Below are 18,819 nucleotides of genomic sequence, written 5' to 3' on the forward strand. Positions count from 1 at the left end.
CCCGATCGCACGACGAAGGCCCCCGCTCCACGAGCAGGGGCCTTCGTTGTCAGCGCCGGTGCCGCCGGGAATCAGTCGATGCGGCGCGCCAGCTCGAGGTCGTTTCCGACCATCCGGGCGACGATCTCCTCGAAGCCGACGGTCGGCGTCCAGCCGAGCACCTCGTGGGCCCGGGAGGCGTCCCCGCGCATCTCGGGAGCGTCCACCGGGCGGGCGAAGCGCGGGTCGATCGTGACCCGCTGCTCCCAGTCGTCGATGCCGGCGGCAGTGAAGGCGGCACGGACGAAGTCGCGTACCGAGTGCGCGACTCCGGTGGCCACGACGTAGTCGCCGGGCTCGTCGGCCCGGGAGGCGCGGACGAGCGCATCCACGTAGTCCGGGGCCCAGCCCCAATCGCGGCGTGCGTCGAGGTTGCCCAGCGAGAGCTCGGACTCCGTTCCCGCGGCGATTGCGGCGACGCCCGCGGTGATCTTGCGGGTCACGAAGCTGAGCGGGCGACGGGGCGACTCGTGGTTGTAGAGGATCCCCGACGAGGCGTGCAGTCCGCGCCCCCGGTAGACCGCGACGAGGTGATGCGCGAACGCCTTCGCCGCCCCGTACGGCGAGACGGGGCGCAGCGGTGTCCGCTCGGTCTGCGGGTTCTCGGTCGCGGCGCCGAAGATCTCGGAGGAGGAGGCCTGGACGAAGCGGACCTCGCGGCCGGCCGACTCCTGTAGCGCGAGCGAGGCCTCCAGGAGCGCGGCCACCGCAGTGCCGGTCACCTCGGCGGTGAGCACCGGCTCCTGCCAGGAGAGCGCAACGGAGGAGAGGCCCGCGAGGTGGAAGACCGTGTCCGGCTCCGCCTCCACGACGAGGCGGCCGAGGCCGACGGCGTCGCGGAGGTCGCCTTCGAAGCAACGGACGGCGGCGGGCAGAGCGGTATCGTCGGCCTCGCGCACGAGCGCGGAGACCTCCCAGCCGTCGACGAGCAGGCGCTCGACGAGGTAGCCGCCGTCCTGTCCGCTCGCTCCGGTAACGAGAGCGGCAGGCATGACTACTTGATCAGCGCGGACTGCTCCGCGAGGTCGTTCTCGACCATCATCGCCACGAGCTCGGGGAACGAGACCTTCGGCTCCCAGCCGAGGACGTCGCGCGCCTTCGCAGGGTCGCCGATCAGGAGATCCACCTCGGCCGGACGCATGAACGCGGGGTTCTGCGTCACGTAGGGGGCCCAGTCCTCGATGCCGACGTGGCGGAAGGCGATGTCGAGGTACTCGCGGATCTCGTGAGTCTCGCCGGTCGCGACCACGTAGTCGTCGCCCTCGGGCTGCTGCAGCATGCGCCACATCGCGTCGACGTAGTCGCCGGCGAAGCCCCAGTCGCGCTTCGCGTCGAGGTTGCCGAGCTCCAGGGTCTCCTGGAGGCCGAGCTTGATCCGCGCGACCGCGAGGCTGATCTTGCGCGTGACGAACTCCGGGCCGCGGCGGGGCGACTCGTGATTGAACAGGATGCCGGAGGAGGCGTGCATGCCGTACGACTCGCGGTAGTTGATGGTCATGTAGTGGCCGAAGACCTTGGCCACACCGTAGGGCGAGCGCGGCCAGAGCAGCGTCTCCTCGCTCTGCGGGACCTGCTGCACCTTGCCGAACATCTCGGAGGAGGAGGCCTGGTAGAACTTCACGCGCGACATGTCGGCGCCGGCGTAAAGGCGGGTCGCCTCGAGGATGTTGAGCACACCCTTGCCGGTCACGTCGGTGGTGAGCGAGGCGTTTTCCCACGAGTAGGCGACGAACGAGATGGCGCCGAGGTTGTAGACCTCGTCGGGCTGAGCCGCGGCGAGCACGCGCACGAGGCTCGACACGTCCGTCAGGTCGCCGGTGAGCAGGGTCACCTCGGGCACGGTGCGGCGGACCAGCTCGTACTTGGGGTTGTTCTGCCCGCGGACGAGTCCGAACACCTCGTAGCCCTTCGAGAGAAGGAGCTCGGCGAGGTAGAGGCCGTCCTGGCCGGTGATTCCGGTGATCAAAGCGCGGGGCACGTGGTGGTCCAATTCGTCTGGGGTCGATGACAGCGGAACACATACTACCCGCGGGCACGGCCGAGCACCGGGAGCAGTGCGGCCCGCCGGTATCCTGGCCCCCGCCGGAACCGATTGGACGCCATGCCGCACTCCCGCCCCGTCACGCTCGCCGTGCTCACCGTCGATCCGGGCGGGATGGGCGGCGGTGAGACCTACGCGCGCGCACTGACCCGCCTCCTGGCGCCGCGAGTGGGGGAGGACGGACCGGAAGTGCAGGTGCTCGTCCCCGAGAACGCGCGCGGCTTCAGCGAGGGCGTGCCCGAGGTCGTCGCCGACGGTGTGGTCAGCGGCGCGGGTCACCGACGGCGGGCCATAGGCATGCTCCAGGCGCTGCTGCGGACGTCGCGCCTGCGCCGCCTGATCGGCCCGGACGCCGTGCTCTACTTCCCCTTCACCGTGCCGCTGCCCTGGCCCTCGCGCCGCCAGGGTCACGTGCAGATGCTGTTCGACCTCCAGCACCGCGACCTCCCCGAACTCTTCCCCCGCATCGAGCGCGTCTTCCGCCGTCTCGCCTACGAGGCCACCGCCCGCCGTGCCGACGCGGTCATCACCATCAGCGCCTTCACGAAGGGGCGGATCGTCGAGCTGCTGGGCATCCCCGAGGAGCGGGTCCACGTGTCGCACCTCGGCGTGGACACCGAGCGCTTCGTCGCGAATCTGGGGACTCGGGAGGACTTTGTCCTCTACCCGGCGCGCGCCTGGCCGCACAAGAACCATGCCCGGCTCTTCGAGGCGGTGCGCCTGCTGCGCGAGGAGGGGCACCCGCTCCGGCTGGTGCTGACCGGAGGGGATCTGGACCGGCTCGGCGCGCTGCCGGACTTCGTCGAGTGGCGCGGCCACGTCACTCCCCAGGAGCTCGCCGATCTTTATCGACGCGCCGCAGTGCTGGCGTTCCCGAGTCTCTACGAGGGCTTCGGGCTGCCGCCGATCGAGGCGATGGCGTCGGGCTGCCCCGTCGCGGTCTCAGGCTCGGGGTCGCTGCCGGAGATCTGTGCAGACGCGGCGGTCTACGTCGACCCGCTCAAGCCTCGCTCGATCGCGGACGGGATCCTCGAGGCGATCGAGCGCACCACCGAGCTCGGGCCGCTCGGGGTCGAGCGGGCGCGGACGTTCAGCTGGGAGCGCTGCCGCGAGGAGCATCTCGCCGTCTTCCGCGCGGTCGCCGAGCGCCGCGCGCGCTGAGGCGGGTCAGCCCGGGGGGTGCAGGAGGCGGCGCCAGCTCAGCCCCTGCGCCGCCCGCATCGCGCAGAGCACCACGAGCAGCCAGCCCGCGTCGAGCAGGATCGAGCTCTCGGCCAGCGCGGTGACGATCAGGACGCTCAGCACCAGCACCGGCCAGACGTGCACGACCGCCTTGCGCTCGGAAGCGATCAGCCAGGAGCGCCAGAGTGCGAGGCCGATCAGCACGACGAAGAGCACGACCCCCACCGCGCCGAGCTGCAGCGCCACGTCGAACAGCGCGTTCAGGCTCGACGAGTGCGGGCGGCCGGAGAGGTAGTCGATCGCGGTGAAGGGGTAGAGGTCGGGGCGCCAGTAGCCCACCCAGCCCCAGCCGATGATCGGCGTCAGATCCGTGAACCGCCAGACCTGCTGCCAGAGCCGCAACCGAAACTCGAACTCACTGCCCGCGTTCAGCAGCTCGATCACCCGGTAGCGCAGGAGCCAGGCGGTCACAGCGGCGGCCGCGGCGACTCCGAGCACCGTGAACTGTCGCCGTCGCCGACGAGTGCCGTCGGCGCGGCGCACCCAGCGCAGGGCCAGGGCGACGACGGCGGCCACCGCGAGCACGCCCGCGCTCACGGCCGAGCGCGTGAAGAGCAGGGTCAGCGCGGCGAGGGTGATCGAGGCGATCGCCGGTCCGCGGGTGACCGAGCGGGTCGCCAGCTCGACCGAGAACGTTACGATCGCCAGGAGGCAGACCAGCCCGAGCTGGTTGCGCGTGCCGACCAGACCCTGGATCGGCCCGCCGACGGCGAGCAGCCCCTCGACGCCGACGAAGCGCAGTGGCCGGTCGATCAGCACGCCCGAGAACACCTCCACGGCGACCGAGGCGATCAGCACCACCCGCAGCACGTCGCCGACGGAGCGGATGATCTGGATGATGTCGCGCGTGAGTCCGATCGCGATCGCCAGAAACGCCAGAGCGAACTGGTAGACGACGCTCGAGACCGTCGCCCAGGTGTAGTCGCTCCACAGCACGCTGAGCGCGACCCAGCCCAGGAACACCAGGATGCTCGTGGGCAGCAGGCCCTCCCAGTCGAGCAGGCCGCGACGCAGGACGAGCACGACCGCGGCGAGGGCGGTCAGCGTGGCCACGGCGGCGAGGTAGCCGGGCCAGCCGATCAGGCCGCGGACCGCCGGAGCGCAGAGCACCGTGACGAGGGTGGTCTGCGCGAGGGCTGCGGCGAACTGCGGGGACGCCGTCGCGTCGGCGACGGAGGCGGGGAGGGAGGGGCGGCGCGGCCTCATCGCCTCGGGGAGGCGTCGACGAGGGGCAGCGGAGTCGCGGTGAGGACCTCGGGCGACTCCGTCGCCGGCTGCTTGGTCTGCACGGCGAGCACGACCAGGAGCAGCCAGCCGCCCTCGATCAGGATCCGGCTCTCGAAGAGCGATTGCGCCAGCAGGGCGACGACGATCAGCAGCGGTGCGAGGCCGACGGCGGTGTAGGGGAGGATCGAGGTCGCATCCCGCCGGGGGCGGTCGACCGCCCGGAACCATGAGCGCCAGAGGGTCGAGACCGCGAGCGCCGCGAAGAGAACGAGTCCGACCACTCCGAGCTGGAGGGCGACGTCGAGCCAGGCGTCGTGCGCCTGCAGGTAGAGCACGCCGCGGCGCTCGGCGAGGGTGTCGAAGGGAGCGACCCACGGCGCCCAGTAGCTGACCCAGCCCCAGCCGAGGACCGGCCGCTGGAGGGCGAGTCCGATCACCGAGTCCCAGATGTCCAGGCGCCCCGTCGCATCCTCGCTCTTGCCGAGCAGGCCGAGGAGGGCGCCCCAGCCGGCCGCTGCTCCGGCGACCGCGGCTACCGCGAGGCCCGCTGCGCTCAGGTAGACGGGTCGGCGGCCGGACTCGCCCCTCCGGCGGGCCCACAGGGCGAACACGGCGGCGAGGACGACGGCGACGAGGCAGAGCAGGACGGTGGCGGAGCGCGTGAGCAGGAGGGTCGCGGTGAACAGGGCGATCCACAGCGCTCCCCAGCGACGCCGGATCGAGCGGGCCGCCAGCTCGATCGCGATCACGATCAGGCCGAGCAGGGCGAGGAAGCCGAGGAGGTTGCGGTTGCCGACGATCCCCTGGACGGGCTCGCCGGTCAAGAGCGCGGCCTGCGACCAGTAGAAAGCGTCGGGGGTCGGTCCGTCGGCCGGCCGCTCGACGCCGACCGGCAGGACAGGCTGCCGCACCACGACCGCGATCACGAGCTCGAACAGCAGCGACACTCCGACGCAGAGGCGCAGGGCTCGGCCGAGCGCCGTCAGGAGCTCGTGGCTGCTCAGCGTGACAGCGAGGACCGCGCCGCCGAGGGTGGTCGCCAGCTGCGCTGCGACTCCGATCGCGCTCGCGCCCGGATAGGCCGACCAGAGCAGCGAGAGCACGGCGAGGCCGAGGAAGAGGACCAGCGACTTCGGCGTGCGGGCCCAGCGCAGGCGCGGGCGTGCGCGGACCAGCACGGCGATCGAGGCGGCGAGGAGCACCGCAATGACCAGCCCCCAGCCCCACCAGCCGACGAGATTGCGCAGCGACTGACCCGCCAGCAGCACGGCGAGCACCGCCACCGCGAGCGCTCGGGGAGCGGCGGGCGCGGAGCGATGGATCATGGCGACCAGTCTAGGGAGCGACCCCGGCGCGCCGGGCGCCTCCGTCTGCTGCCCGGCCGACGCCCGGGGTGCGGCCCCGCGAGGGATCAGACGAAGGCGGCCGTTCCCGTGATCGAGCGGCCCACGATCAGTGTGTTCATCTCGCGAGTGCCCTCGTAGGAGTAGAGCGCCTCCGCGTCGGCGAAGAACCGCGCGACGCCGTAATCGAGCACGATGCCGTTACCGCCCATCACCTCGCGGCACCAGGCGACGGTCTCGCGCATCCTCGCCGTGGTGTACGCCTTGGCGAGAGCGGAGTGCTCATCGCGCTGCTCGCCGGCGTCGAGCATCTCGGACAGGCGGGTCGCCAGGGCGATGCTCGCGGTGATGTTGCCGATGCTCCTGACGAGCAGGTCCTGCACCAGCTGATGCCCGACCAGGGGCTTGCCGAACTGCACGCGCTCCTTCGCATAGCGCAGGGCCGCGTCGTAGGCGCCGATCGCGACTCCGATGGCCTGCCAGGCGACCTCGGCGCGGGTGAGCCGCAGCACCTTCGCGGTGTCGCGGAACGAGTTCGCGCCCTGCAAGCGCAGCGACTCCGGGATCCGCACGCCCTCGAGCACAATGTCGGCGTTCTGGACGGTGCGCAGGCTCTGCTTGCGCGCGATGGCGGTGGCCCGGTAGCCCGGGGTGGAGGTGGGGACGAGGAAGCCCTTCACCTGGCCGTCCTGCACGTCCTTGGCCCAGATCACGGTGACGTCGCTGAAGGTCGCGTTGCCGATCCAGCGCTTCTCGCCGTCGAGGACCCAGCTGTCGCCGTCGCGCCGCGCGGTCGTGCGCAAACCCTGAGCGGAGTCGGAGCCGGAGTGCGGCTCGGTCAGCCCGAAGGCGCCGATCACCTCGCCCGAGGCGAGCTTCGGCAGCCACTCGGCGCGCTGCTCCGGGGAGCCGGCGACGCCGATGGTGCCCATCACCAGGCCGTTCTGCACCCCGACGTAGGTCGCGATCCCGGCGTCGACCCGGCCCAGCTCAAGCGCCACCCAGCCGCGGAACACCGCCGAGTTCTCGATCGCGCGCGTCTCGGGCCAGGAGAGTCCGATGATGCCGGTGGCGTGGATACCGGGGATGAGCTGCCGCGGGAACTCTGCGCGCTCCCAGTACTCATCGGCGATGGGCCGCACCTGCTCCTCGAGGAAGGACCGCACGCCGACCAGCAGCTCCTTCTCGGCGGCGGTGAGCGCCGCCTCGAACCCGTAGAAGTCGGCCCCCAGGGCCTCGAAGGTCGTGCTGTCCATGCTCTGTGCTCCTCGCTCGTCGGACGCGGCACGGTGACCGCTCTAACGGCGACAGTGCTGCGGCTCTCAGAGTACGAAGGCATCCTGCGATCGCCGCGTCCTCTGGCGGAGAGCGCCAACAGGCGGCCCTGCTCCCGGGCCCGTGTTGTGGATCCTGCTAGCGTCGCAGCGGAGCGGCCCCCGCGGACCGGGGCGAGCGGCTCCGATCCCACATCCTTGGACGGAAGGCCAGCGCTCCCGTGTTCATCCCGATCGGCAACACGCCCCGCGACTACGCCTGGGGCTCGCTCACCGGCATCTCCGAGGCGCTCGGCACCGCACCCTCCGGCGGCCCCGAGGCCGAACTCTGGCTCGGGGCGCACTCGGGCTCACCCGCGCGCATCCTCGACCCCTCCTCCGTCGGCGCCGCGACGCTCGCCGAGTGGATCGCGCAGGAGCCCGCCGCGGCGCTGGCCGGGGTCGAGGGCTCGGTCGATCCGGTCTCGGGCGCCCCTCGCCTGCCATTCCTGCTCAAGATCCTCGCCGCGGGCGGACCGCTCTCGCTCCAGGCGCACCCCTCGGCCGAGACGGCGCGGCGCCGCTTCGTCGAGGAGGAGGAGGCGGGGATCGCCCGCGATGCGGCCGAGCGCAACTACAAGGACCCGTTCCACAAGCCCGAGCTGATCTACGCGCTCAGCGAGAGCTTCGACGCGCTCTGCGGGTTCCGCGAGCCGGCGCACGCCCGCGCCCTGCTCACCGAGCTGGCCGGACGCGCCGCGGGGGAGGAGGCGGCCGGGATCATCCGCTTCGCCGACACCCTCGACGGGGAGCCCGCTGCGGTGCTGCGCCGAGCGGTGTCCTGGCTGCTCGCCGACGGTGACCGAGCCGAGGTCGCGAGCCTGGTGGCGGCCGTCGTCGGAGCCTGCGCGGGCGATCACCGTCTCGAGACGACCACGGTCAGGGAGCTCGCCGCGAGCTACCCCGGAGACCCCGGGATCGTGCTCTCGCTGCTGCTCAACCGCGTCCGCCTCGCCCGCGGCGAGGTGCTCTACCTGCCGGCCGGCAACATCCACGCCTACCTCGCGGGTACCGGTGTCGAGCTGATGGCGGCCTCCGACAACGTGCTGCGCGGCGGACTGACCCCCAAGCACATCGACGTGCCCGAGTTGGTGAGCGTGCTCGAGTTCTCACCCCTGCCTGTGCCGTACCTGCCCGCGGAGCAGTCGGGGCCGGGCGTGCGCGTCTACCGGCCCGACGTCCCCGATTTCGTTCTCGCCGTTGTCCAGCCCGAGTCGGAGGAGCCCGCTCGTGTCGCCCTTCGCGGGCCGGCGATCGCGATCGCGACCGAGGGCTCGTTCTCGCTCGCGGGCGCCGAGGGGTCGGTGCGCGTCGAGCGCGGCGCCAGCGTGTTCGTGACCCCCTCGGAGGGCGACCTCGCGGTCACCGGGCGCGGCACGCTCTTCGTCGCGACGGTGTGAGCCCCGGGCCGCGCTTCGGGCGGCATCGGGGCGGCGCACCGAGAGAGGGCGCCGAGGGGCGGCACGACCTCCCGCAGCGGCGTCGTCCGGCGGATCGGTGCCGTCGATCCGCGCCGCTAGGGTGGCTTCCGGCGCGCGCAGTCGCGGGCCGAGCACCGAGGAGGATCGACATGGCATGGCTGGTCACCGGGGGAGCCGGGTATATCGGGGCACATGTGGTGCGCGCGTTCTCGGAGCAGGGGATCGACCCCGTCGTGCTCGATGACCTCTCCTCGGGGCACGCGTCGTTCGTGCCCGAGGGGATCCCGTTCCACCGGGGCTCGATCCTCGACGACGCGCTGCTCGATCGCGTTGTCGCCGAGCACGACATCGAGGGCGTCGTGCACGTTGCGGGGTTCAAGTACGCCGGAGTGTCGGTTCAGCGCCCGCTGCACACCTACGAGCAGAACGTCACCGGTACGATGCGCGTGCTCGCGGCGATGCAGCGCGCCGGAGTCTCCTCGATCGTGTTCTCCTCCAGCGCGGCCGTCTACGGCGCGGTCGACGTCGAGATCGTCACCGAGGACACTCCGAAAAGACCGGAGTCGCCCTACGGCGAGTCGAAGCTGATCGGCGAGTGGCTGCTCGCTGACGCCGGGCGTGCGCACGACGTGCGGCACGCCTCGCTGCGCTACTTCAACGTCGTCGGCTCCGGTTACCCCGACGTCTACGACACCAGCCCGCACAATCTGTTCCCGCTCGTATTCGAGGCGTTGCTGGCCGGGCGCACGCCGCGGATCAACGGCGATGACTACCCGACCCCGGACGGCACCTGCGTGCGCGACTACATCCACGTCGCCGACCTCGCCCTCGCCCACGTCGCCGCGGCTCGACGTCTGGCGGCGGGCGAGCCGATCGACCCGGTCTACAACCTGGGCAGCGGATCCGGCGCCTCCGTCGGCGAGATCATGCGGGCGATCGCGGACAGCACGGGTATCGCGTTCACTCCCGAGGTGGTCCCGCGTCGGCCGGGCGATCCCCCTCGGATCGTTGCGTCCGGGGAGACGGCGGCGCGCGATCTGGGCTGGGAGATGCGGCACACCGTGGCCGAGATGGTTGAAAGCGCTTGGCGCGCGCGGAGTGCCGCGACGGCGTGAGCGGAGTTCACCTTCGCGACACGCCGGTGTGTCGTAAACCCTCCACGGCGGGTTGAGGGTTTATGGTCCGCGACTTGACCTGAGCGAATGACACCGCTGTAATTACCTAGGCAGTGGCTCCGCGAGGGGCGGCTTCCGTTCATCAGTTCGCAGGCGGGGTAGGAGACGGCATGACGCTTCCGGAACAGCACTCCGGAGTCCCCGAGGACTGGTTCGTCGACCCCGTGCGCCTGGGCGTTCCCGGGGTCAGGCCCGGCATCGACACCGAGCTCGAGGCGCCGGGGGGCGCGCTGTCCTGGCAGGTCGACTCGCTCTGCGCGCAGACCGACCCCGAGGCGTTCTTCCCCGAGAAGGGCGGCTCGACCCGCGACGCGAAGAAGATCTGCACCTCGTGCGAGGTGCGGGCGCAGTGCCTCGAGTACGCGCTCGAGAACGACGAGCGGTTCGGCATCTGGGGCGGCCTCTCCGAGCGCGAGCGCCGGAAGCTGCGCCGTCGCGCCTGAACTGTCGCGCCCGAACCGCCGCGCCCTCACCATCGCGTCCGAACCGTCGGGCGTACGTCATCGCGTCTGTGTCATCGCGTCTGCGCCAGCGTGGTTCTGCCACCGCGCCTGAGTCGCCCCTCGTCGAGGCGCGTTCCGAGCGCCGACCGGCGGGGCGGCGAGCCGCAGGCGGGCGGCACGGCGGCATCGCTTAGGGTGGTCCGCGATGTATCCACGAGTCACCGCCGTCCTCGTCGCGCGTAACGGCGCGGCCTATTTGGAACGAACCCTCGCGGCACTGCGGGCACAGACCCGCCTGCCCGACGCGACGGTGTTCGTCGACGGCGCCTCGAAGGACTCCACCGGTGAGCTCCTCGCCTCCTGGGGGCCGACACAGCTCGTCCAGGTGGCCGAGAACCTCCCGTTCGGCCAGGCGGTGGCGCGCGCGGTTCGGGTGATGCAGCCCCCGGCCGGCGATGACGAGTGGCTGTGGCTGCTCGCCCAGGACTCCGCCCCCGAGCCCGGTGCCCTCGCCGCCCTGCTCGGAGCCGTCGAGGTCGCTCCCTCCGTCGCCGTCGCCGGGCCGAAGATCATGGACTGGACGCGCTCCGGCTACATCCGCAGCTACGGCGAGTCGGTCACCAAGCACGGCACCACGGTCCACCTCGTCGAGGACGAACTCGACCAGGGTCAGCACGATTCCACCCCCGACATCCTGGCGGTCGCCGCCGGCGGCATGCTCGTGCGCCACTCCCTCTGGGAGGAGCTCGGCGGCTTCGACCCCGGCCTGCCGGTCGTAGACGACGCACTCGACTTCTCGATCCGGACCCGCCTGGCCGGGCACCGCGTCAGCCGCGTGCCCGACGCCCGCGTCACCACCGCCCGGATCGGCCTGCAGCGTCCCGACGGCCGCCGCATCGACAGTGGGGAGCGGCGCCGTGCGCGCCAGCACCGCACCGCGCAGTTGCACCGCCGGCTCGCCTACGCTCCCGTCGCATTCCTGCTGCTGCACTGGCTCTCGCTCGTTCCGCTGGCCGTCGGTCGCGCGGTCGTGCGCCTGCTGCGCAAGCAGCCGGGATTGGTCGGCGGTGAGCTGCTCGCCTCCCTCGTCGTCGCCTTCGGTGGCACGAAGGTCTTCCGGGCTCGCACGGTGCTGCGCTCGTCGAAGAACGTGGGCTGGAAGGCGATCGCTCCGCTGCGCATCCCGCTCGACGTGGTGCGGCAGCTGCGCTCGGTGCGCCACGATGCGGTGCGCGTTCAGGCCGGGCGGGGGCGCCACCCCCTGCACTTCTTCCAGGGCGGAGGAGTGTGGGTCGTCCTCGTCGCCGCGCTCGCGGGCCTGGTGATCTATGCGCGGCTCCTGCCCGCTACCGCGCTCAGCGGCGGAGGGCTCCTGACACTCTCGCCGACCGTCGGCGAACTCTGGCGCAACGCGGCTTACGGCTGGCGCGACCTCGGCCCCGGATTCATCGGAGCCGCCGATCCCTTCACGGCCGTCCTCGCCGTGCTGGGCTCGCTGACCTTCTGGTCACCGAGCTACGCGATGGTGCTGCTCTATCTCGTCGCGCTGCCCGCCGCGGCGATGGGCGCCTGGCTGATGATCGCGCGACTGACTCCGCGCGCCATCGCCCGTGCCGCCGGAGCCCTCGTCTACGTCCTCGCTCCCGCCTTCTTCGCGGCGCAGGCCGACGGGCGTCCCGCGCCGCTGCTGGTGCACGTGCTGCTGCCGTGGCTCTTCTTCGCCGGCTTCGGCGCGTACCGCTCGTGGTCCGCCTCCGCGTCCGCGTCGATCCTGGCTGCCGCCGTCGTCGCCTGTGCGCCGGTGCTCGCCGTGCCGCTCCTGGTGATCTGGCTCGTGGTCGTCGCCACGTCCGGCCGTCGGATCGGACGCTTCCTCGGCCTGCCGATCCCTGCGGCCGTCCTGCTCTTCCCGCTGGTGCTGGCCCGAGCCCCCCGCGGCGACTGGCTCGCGATCCTCGCCGATCCGGGCGTGCCGCTGCCGTCGGCGCAGTCCGACCTCGTCGCGCTGCTGGCCGGATCCCCATCCGGGCTGCCCGCGGGCTGGCTCGCGTTCCTCGGCGGGTTGGGGGTCGACGCCTCCGCCGCCGGGTTGGTGACCGCTGCGCTCGCCGTCCCGCTGATTGTCGCGGCACTGGCCGCTCTGCTGCTCCCGAACAACCTCGCGGCGCTCGGCGGAGTCGGCGTTGCCGCGAGCGGCCTGGTGACGGCCTCGCTCGCCCAGGGCGTCCAGGTCGCCACCACGGGCTCCGAGACGGTGTCCGTGTGGAGCGGGACCGGCCTCAGTCTTTACTGGCTCGGTCTGGTGATCGGCGCCTCGCTCTCGATCGCCGCGATCCGCTCGGTCCGCGTCGTTCCGGCGCTCGTCGTGACCGCTGCGGTCGCCGCTCTCGTCGGCCCGCTCGCGGTCGCTTTCCCGGCGGGTACCGGCACCTCGGTGTCGACGACCTCGGACCGCTCGCTCCCCGCGTATGTTGCCGCCGAGGCGCAGAACGACCCGAGGGTGGGCACTATCGTGCTCGTCCCGCAGGCCGACGGGGGAGTCCTCGCGCGCCTGGAGCGCGGGGCAGGCGCAACACTCGACCAGCAGTCCACCCTCGCGAGCACCGGCGCAGAGCGCACCGATGCCATCGACGAGCTGGCCGGCAACCTCGTTTCGCGCACGGGCTACGACGTCCCTGCCGCCCTTGCGCAGCTCGGCGTGCGGTTCGTCGTGCTGACCCAACCCGCCGGTACGCAGGTCGGCGACGCCGCGGCGGCCGTCCGGGCGCGCGCCGCCGTCTCCCTCGACGGCAATGCGGCCTTCTCGGCCATCGGCGACACCCGCTACGGGCTGCTCTGGACGGCCGTCGACGCCGGGGCGACTCGCACCGAGGCGGCTCCGTCGGGCGTCGTCGGGCCCTTCGGGATCGCCTACACGATCGCCCTGCTCCTCGTCTTCGTCGTCGCCCTGCTGCTGGCGGTGCCCACCGGTCTCTCGCTCGAGCGCGGCCGCTCCAGCGCCGCTGTCGCCGGGATCGACGACGAGCCGGGCGAAGCCACCGGCCAGTTCGACGACGGGAACGACGATGTCTGACCCGGCCGATCAGGAGAAGCAGATGCCCGAGTCCTCCGCCCGCCGCTCCCGCGCCGAGCGCCGAGCCGGCCGTGCCGCCGCAGCGACACCGCAGCCCGCCCCCTCGGCCGCGCACCGGCGCCGCACCGCCCTGCGCAGTGTCGTCGGAGTCGCCGGAGTCGTCATCGCTGCCGCCGCCGTGGCCGTGCCCCAGCTCGTCCCGACGCCCCTGGCCTCCCGGGCTGCCCAGGGGGTGGTCGTGTCCCCGGTCGCCGCCGACGCCTCGCTCGTCTGCGGAGGCGACCTGATCGACGCGAGCGAGCCGGAGCAGTTGCGCGCCCTGGACGGCTCGACGACCGCGCTCTGGCCCGACGGCTCGACCTCTGGCTCGAGCGTCCTCGGCGAAAACGACATCGCCGCCCCGAGCACGGGCATCACCGGCGTCCAGGTTCCCGCCGACTCCGCGCCCACCCCCGGCGGGGCGAGCGTCCAGGTCATCGCCACAGCCACGCTCTCGGGGCTCTCTGCCCGCGCCTGCGCCGAACCCTCCGCCGACAGCTGGCTCGTCGCCGGCTCGACCGACGTCGGACGCACCTCCGTGCTGATCCTGGCGAACCCGAGCGCGGTCGCGGCGACCGTGGACCTCACCCTCTTCGGTGAGAACGGCAGGATTCAGGCCACCGGAGCCACGGGCATCGTCGTCCCGGCCGGCGCCGTCCGCGCCCTCCCGCTCGCGGGACTCGCCCCCGGAGTCGTCCAACCCGTCGTGCATGTGACCGCGCGCGGCGGCGAGGTGGCCGCCAGTATGCAGAGCAGCGCCATCTCCGGGCTCACCCCCGAGGGTGTCGAGACCACCGGCCCCTCCGCCGGCCCGGACACGCTCGCCGTGATCGCCGGCCTCGAGATCACCTCACCGCCTACCCAGACCGCGAGCGACGACGGCAGCGGAGGGGCGGGCACCCCGGTGCTGCGCATCCTGACCCCCGGCGACGCCGACAGCACCGTCTCGGTCGAGGTGACGAACGCGGATCCGAGCGGCTCCGGCACTTCCACCCAGGTCGTCGTCCCGGCAGGGCTGGTCGGCGAGGTCCCGCTCACGGGCCTAGCGGACGGCTCCTACCGCGTGGTGTTGCGCGCCGACCAGCCGATTGTGGCGGCGGGGCGGACGACGTCCACCGGCCCCGCAGGGACCGACTTCGCCTGGTTCGCCTCCGGCTCCTCGATGACCAGGCCCTTTGGGATCGCAAACACGGGCGAGGGCGGCGCGCGGCTGCACCTCATCAACGGCAGCGATTCGACCGCCTCGGTCGTGATCGCGGGGGCGAGCGGCTCGCGGACGCTGGAGCTCGGTCCGTTCGGGGCCCTCGCGACTCCGCTCGGCACGGACTCCGTCGTCGTCACCAGCACGCAACCGGTGCAGGCGTCGGTCTCGATCGCGGGCGACGGGAAGATCGCCTCCTACGCGGTCGTGCCGCCGGGGCCGCTGTCGTCGCCGATCACCGTGTATTCGCACTGATCCGCCTGCCTGGGCTGGTCTGCCTGCTGGCACGGGTCAGCCTGGGCACTGGGCCGTGCGGGGCGGCGTCTCAGGGGTGGCGGTAGCGGTCCGGGGAGATGTCCCACGGATCGCGACCGAGCAGCTCGGCAACGGCGCGGAACACGTAGCTCTCGATCAGCATCCGCTGGTGCCACTCGTCGCGCCGATGCAGTTTCGCGAGGCGCTCGATCGGGACGCGGTACAGCGTGATGCTGCGTGCAGCGTGATCGACGCGCCAGCGCGCGATGCCGGTGCCCCGGAGGAGGTCGGGGTCGACGTCGGGGGTCGCGGCGACGCCGACGCGGATTCCGGCGAGCTCCTCCGGCCAGCTGCCGCGGAGGTAGTCGATCGCCGAGCCGATCGTCACCTCGAAGAAATCGGTGCGCGTCTGGAGCGGTGGCAAGTGCGGCCCCGTGATCGGGCCGCGCGCCCCACGGCCGTGCCGGTCGCGGGAACCGCCGCGCGACTCGCTCGTCGAGCGAGCGGCGGAACGGCGAGCGCGGGGCATACCTCCAGCCTATTGCTACTGTGGGCGGCGATGACCGGACGGCACTGCTCGCGGACGGGCTGCCGCGCGGAGGCCGTCGTCACGCTGACCTACGACTACCGCGACTCGCTGGTGGCGGTCGGGCCGCTCAGTCCTGCGCCTGACCCGCACGGCTACGACCTCTGCGCCGAGCACGATCGGCGGCTGCTCGTGCCGCGCGGCTGGCGGAGCGTCCGCTACGGTCCGACACCTCCGTAGGAGCCGACCGGGCGGCGTTCACGGGCGCTCGGGGAAGCCGCGCGGGGTGCTGGAGAGCACCGGAGCCAGCCGCTCGAGGCGCTGGTCGGCGAGGTGCAGCGCCCGCTCCTCCCGAGCTCGGCGGAGGGCGGCGACGGCGAGGAGGAGGTCTTCGGCGGGCGCGGCGGGCAGCGGAGAGACGTGGGCTGCGGTCTCGTCCGCCAGCGCGGCGGCCAGCTGCGAGCGTGAGGGCTCGGTCATCCCGTGGCGCTGACGGAGGAACTGCGCCAGGCGGCGCGCCAGGGCGTCGGGGAGGCGCGCGGTGTCGGCGGTGACCGCCCAGCCCCGCAGTGGCTCCGGGACCTCAACGACCAGCGGCTGAACCCGGGGTACGCGCTCGAGCTGGCTGTGCGTGCCGGCGAGGACATCGCCGAGGCGGCGCGAGCGGCGGGAGAGCAGGCCGACGACGGCGGCCAGGCCGCCGACGGTCATCACACTGTCGAGCACGCCGGTGAGACCGCGCACCAGTGCGTGCCGGAAGCCGATCGACCCGCCGTCGTCGCGGACCACGCGGGCACCGACGGCCAGCTTGCCGAGCGAGCGTCCGCGGCTGGCAGTCTCGACGGTGACGGGCACGATCACCACGGCGACGACCAGCGCCACGATCGCGACGGCGGCCGACGCGGCCGGGTCCAGCCCGCCGTCGCCCGAGAGAACGGTGACCACGAGGAACAAGCCGAGCGCGAGCAGGAACTCCGCGACGAGATCGATGATCGCGCCGACCGCACGGAGGACGAAGGAGGTGACCGGCACCTCCAGCGCGATCGCCTCGCCCGTGACCAGGTCGGCGTCGTCGAACTCGCTGCGCTGCTCCTCCACGGTGCTCCTCCCGGATGCTCGGCCTCGGCGGCATGCCTGGCTATCCTGTCAGGAGATGGACATCGACGCTCTCTCGGCCGCGCGCGCTGCGCAGTGGACCCGCCTGGACGAACTCTCGCGCCGGCGCCGACTGAGCGGAGCCGAGGCGGACGAGCTGATCGAGCGCTATCAGGCCGCGTCCGCGGATCTCGCCGCGATCTCCGCCACCGCCGGATCGACGGCCGTCGGCGCGAGACTGGCCGTCTCGCTCTCGCGGGCACGGGGGCGGCTGACCGGGACCCGCGCGGAGCCGCTGGCCGCTGTCTCCCGCTTCGTCGTCCTGTCCCTCCCGGCGGCGCTGTATCGGCTCCGCTGGCTGACGCTCACCGTGGCCCTGGCGACCGCGGTGGTGGCGACGCTGTATGCGGTCTGGATCCTCGGCGACCCGCGCGTGCTCGCGGCGCTCGGTGACGACGAGGAGCTGCGGCGCTTTGCCCGCGGCGACTTCATCGACTACTACTCCGAGAACCCGGCCGCGTCATTCGCCGGCCAGGTGTGGACCAACAACGCCTGGATCGCGGCACAGTGCGTGGCTTTCGGGATCGTCGGCGTCTACGTGCCGTACATCCTGCTGCAGAATGCGCAGAACCTCGGCACCTCGATCGCGGTGATGTTCCACGTGGGCGAGGGCGACACCTTCTTCCTCTACATCGCGCCGCACGGGCAGCTCGAGCTGACGGCCGTGTTCGTTGCGGCGGCGGCGGGCCTGCGGATCTTCTGGGCCTGGATCGCTCCGGGACCGCGCACCCGCGGGCAGGCGCTCGCCGAGGACGCGCGCAGTCTGTTCACGGTCGCGATCGGCCTGGTCTTCGTGCTGGGGGTCTCAGGCGTGATCGAGGGTTTCGTCACTCCCGCGCCGTGGCCCTGGTGGCTGAAGATCGGGATCGGCTCGCTCGCGCTGGGCGCTTTCCTGGTCTACATGGTCGTCGTCGGGGGCCGGGCCGCCCGGGCGGGCGAGACGGGCGACCTCGACCGCTTCGAGGCCGGGTCGCGGAGCATCGCGGCCGGCTGACCACGGCGGAGCGACCTCGGTGTGTCAGAGCCGCCCGGCGGCCTTCAGCGCGAGGTAGCGGTCGGCGAGCGCCGGCGGCAGTGCGGACGGGCTGCCGAGCACCACGTCCCCGCCGAGGCGGCGGACGGCCGCGGAGAGTCGCTCCACGTCGGCGAGTGCGCGCTCTGCGGCGGCAGCGGAGTAGATCGCGGCCCGGTCACCGCGGTCGGCCGCCATCCGTTGCAGCTCAGGATCGAGCGCGCAGGCGACCACGACGGTGTGCACTCGGGTGAGCTGCGGGAGCACCGCGAGCAGTCCCTCCGCCGAGCCGACCGAGTCGAGTGCGGTGAGCAGCACCACCAGGGAGCGCTGGGAGGCGAGGGTGCGCACCTGCGCGGGGACGGCCGCCCAGTCGGTCTCGATCAGCCGGGGCTGCACGGGGACGAGGGCGTCGACCACGCGGGTCAGCACCTCCGATCCGGTGGCGCCGTGGACGCGAGCGCGGCGGGCGCGGTCGAACGCCAGCACGTCGACCCGGTCGCCGGCGGAGGCGGCCAGGGCGGCCAGCAGGAGCGAGGCCTCGATCGCCGTGTCCAGGCGCGGCTCGTCCTCGATCCGGGCGGCGGAGGTGCGGCCCGTGTCGAGCACGACGATCACGCGCCGGTCGCGCTCGGGGCGCCAGGTCCGGACGACCGGCTCCCGGCGACGCGCGGTCGCCCGCCAGTCGAGCGAGCGGACGTCGTCGCCACGGACGTACTCGCGCAGGCTGTCGAACTCCGTCCCCTGCCCGCGGATCATGACGCTGGTGCGTCCCTCCAGCTCCCGCAGCCGCGCGAGACGCGACGGCAGGTGGCGACGGGAGCGGAAGGCGGGGAGCACCCGGACGACCGCCGGCGCGGCCCGCGTGGCCTGGCGCCCGGCCAGGCCGAGCGGCCCGAGGGAGCGGATCGTCACGTGGACCGCCCGGCGCTCGCCGCGGCGGCGCGGCTCGAGCACGGTGACGACTGCGCGGCGCTCGCCCGGAGGCAGACGCACGGGCGACCGGGTCTCGAGCGCACCGGCCGAGGGCTCCCAGGCGTCGCGAAGGACTCCCGTGACCCTTCTGGGCCCGGTGTTCGTGACCAGGAGGGTCGCCTCGGCCCGCTCGCCGAGCCGCACTCGGTCCGGCGCCCGCCGCTCAAGTGCGACGGCGCGCGGCGAGCCGGCGACCGCGACGTCGACTCCGACCAGGACCGCCCAGACCAGGAGCCAGAGCCCGAGCACAGCGAAGGCGACCTCGGCGCGGCCGCCGAGCAAGACGACCGGCACGAGGCCGACGAGGAGGACGAGGACACTGCGTCCGGTGAGGTGCAC

16 protein-coding genes are annotated in these 18,819 nt (G+C 72.7%); 8 read left to right on the forward strand and 8 right to left on the reverse strand.

Annotation, left to right across the window (positions count from 1 at the left end; translation table 11 throughout):
- Nucleotides 1-71: 71 nt before the first annotated feature.
- Together C5D07_RS07965 and C5D07_RS07970 are read right to left on the reverse strand one after the other, a co-directional pair.
- Nucleotides 72-1,031, reverse strand: coding sequence for a GDP-mannose 4,6-dehydratase (locus C5D07_RS07965; RefSeq protein WP_068254430.1), 960 nt, complete (start codon nucleotides 1,029-1,031; stop codon nucleotides 72-74).
- Nucleotides 1,032-1,033: 2 nt separating this feature from the next.
- The gene (locus C5D07_RS07970; protein ID WP_068254427.1) at nucleotides 1,034-2,017 is read right to left on the reverse strand and encodes a GDP-mannose 4,6-dehydratase; all 984 of its coding nucleotides are present in this window, start codon (nucleotides 2,015-2,017) and stop codon (nucleotides 1,034-1,036) included.
- A 123-nt stretch (nucleotides 2,018-2,140) separates the two neighbouring features.
- Between C5D07_RS07970 and C5D07_RS07975 the strand changes: the two genes are divergently transcribed.
- Nucleotides 2,141-3,241 (forward strand): glycosyltransferase family 4 protein, encoded by a 1,101-nt coding sequence (locus C5D07_RS07975; protein ID WP_068254424.1) that lies wholly within the window; start codon nucleotides 2,141-2,143, stop codon nucleotides 3,239-3,241.
- Between the two features lie 6 nt (nucleotides 3,242-3,247).
- Here the strand turns inward: C5D07_RS07975 and C5D07_RS07980 are convergent, their stop codons facing one another.
- The 3 genes from C5D07_RS07980 to C5D07_RS07990 form a co-directional block, all read right to left on the reverse strand.
- On the reverse strand, nucleotides 3,248-4,528 hold the full coding sequence (locus tag C5D07_RS07980) for an O-antigen ligase family protein (protein ID WP_068254422.1): 1,281 nt from the start codon (nucleotides 4,526-4,528) through the stop codon (nucleotides 3,248-3,250).
- Nucleotides 4,525-5,874, reverse strand: coding sequence for an O-antigen ligase family protein (locus tag C5D07_RS07985; protein ID WP_104259070.1), 1,350 nt, complete (start codon nucleotides 5,872-5,874; stop codon nucleotides 4,525-4,527). The genes C5D07_RS07980 and C5D07_RS07985 overlap by 4 nt, the downstream gene beginning before the upstream one ends.
- Nucleotides 5,875-5,960: 86 nt before the next feature.
- Nucleotides 5,961-7,148 (reverse strand): acyl-CoA dehydrogenase family protein, encoded by a 1,188-nt coding sequence (locus tag C5D07_RS07990; protein ID WP_104259071.1) that lies wholly within the window; start codon nucleotides 7,146-7,148, stop codon nucleotides 5,961-5,963.
- Nucleotides 7,149-7,387: 239 nt separating this feature from the next.
- On the opposite strand from C5D07_RS07990, the gene manA reads away from it, so the two are divergent.
- From manA to C5D07_RS08015, 5 genes are all read left to right on the forward strand, one after another.
- Nucleotides 7,388-8,605, forward strand: coding sequence for a mannose-6-phosphate isomerase, class I (gene manA / locus C5D07_RS07995; protein WP_068254413.1), 1,218 nt, complete (start codon nucleotides 7,388-7,390; stop codon nucleotides 8,603-8,605).
- Nucleotides 8,606-8,775: 170 nt separating this feature from the next.
- Complete coding sequence (gene galE / locus C5D07_RS08000) at nucleotides 8,776-9,741, forward strand: UDP-glucose 4-epimerase GalE (protein WP_068254410.1); 966 nt, start codon at nucleotides 8,776-8,778, stop codon at nucleotides 9,739-9,741.
- A gap of 170 nt (nucleotides 9,742-9,911) precedes the next feature.
- Entirely contained in the window at nucleotides 9,912-10,244 is a 333-nt protein-coding gene (locus C5D07_RS08005) for a WhiB family transcriptional regulator (protein WP_084415948.1), read from the forward strand.
- Nucleotides 10,245-10,449: 205 nt separating this feature from the next.
- On the forward strand, nucleotides 10,450-13,317 hold the full coding sequence (locus C5D07_RS08010) for a glycosyltransferase family 2 protein (protein ID WP_104259072.1): 2,868 nt from the start codon (nucleotides 10,450-10,452) through the stop codon (nucleotides 13,315-13,317).
- 22 nt (nucleotides 13,318-13,339) lie between these two features.
- Entirely contained in the window at nucleotides 13,340-14,812 is a 1,473-nt protein-coding gene (locus tag C5D07_RS08015) for a DUF5719 family protein (RefSeq protein ID WP_104259073.1), read from the forward strand.
- A 70-nt stretch (nucleotides 14,813-14,882) separates the two neighbouring features.
- On the opposite strand, the gene C5D07_RS08020 is transcribed toward C5D07_RS08015, so the two are convergent.
- The gene (locus tag C5D07_RS08020) at nucleotides 14,883-15,341 is read right to left on the reverse strand and encodes a metallopeptidase family protein (RefSeq protein WP_068254400.1); all 459 of its coding nucleotides are present in this window, start codon (nucleotides 15,339-15,341) and stop codon (nucleotides 14,883-14,885) included.
- A gap of 30 nt (nucleotides 15,342-15,371) precedes the next feature.
- Here C5D07_RS08020 and C5D07_RS08025 point away from each other — a divergent pair, with 30 nt between their 5' ends.
- Nucleotides 15,372-15,578 carry a DUF3499 family protein gene (locus tag C5D07_RS08025; RefSeq protein ID WP_068254396.1) on the forward strand — a complete coding sequence of 69 codons (207 nt, stop codon included), beginning with the start codon at nucleotides 15,372-15,374 and terminating at the stop codon, nucleotides 15,576-15,578.
- Between the two features lie 18 nt (nucleotides 15,579-15,596).
- On the opposite strand, the gene C5D07_RS08030 is transcribed toward C5D07_RS08025, so the two are convergent.
- Nucleotides 15,597-16,436, reverse strand: coding sequence for an RDD family protein (locus C5D07_RS08030; RefSeq protein ID WP_104259074.1), 840 nt, complete (start codon nucleotides 16,434-16,436; stop codon nucleotides 15,597-15,599).
- Between the two features lie 55 nt (nucleotides 16,437-16,491).
- On the opposite strand from C5D07_RS08030, the gene C5D07_RS08035 reads away from it, so the two are divergent.
- Nucleotides 16,492-17,487 carry a stage II sporulation protein M gene (locus tag C5D07_RS08035; protein ID WP_104259075.1) on the forward strand — a complete coding sequence of 332 codons (996 nt, stop codon included), beginning with the start codon at nucleotides 16,492-16,494 and terminating at the stop codon, nucleotides 17,485-17,487.
- A gap of 24 nt (nucleotides 17,488-17,511) precedes the next feature.
- Here C5D07_RS08035 and C5D07_RS08040 read toward each other — a convergent pair whose 3' ends face one another.
- The gene (locus C5D07_RS08040; protein ID WP_104259076.1) at nucleotides 17,512-18,819 is read right to left on the reverse strand and encodes a DUF58 domain-containing protein; all 1,308 of its coding nucleotides are present in this window, start codon (nucleotides 18,817-18,819) and stop codon (nucleotides 17,512-17,514) included.

The sequence above is a fragment of the Rathayibacter tritici genome (assembly GCF_002932875.1).
GTDB lineage: Bacteria > Actinomycetota > Actinomycetes > Actinomycetales > Microbacteriaceae > Rathayibacter > Rathayibacter tritici.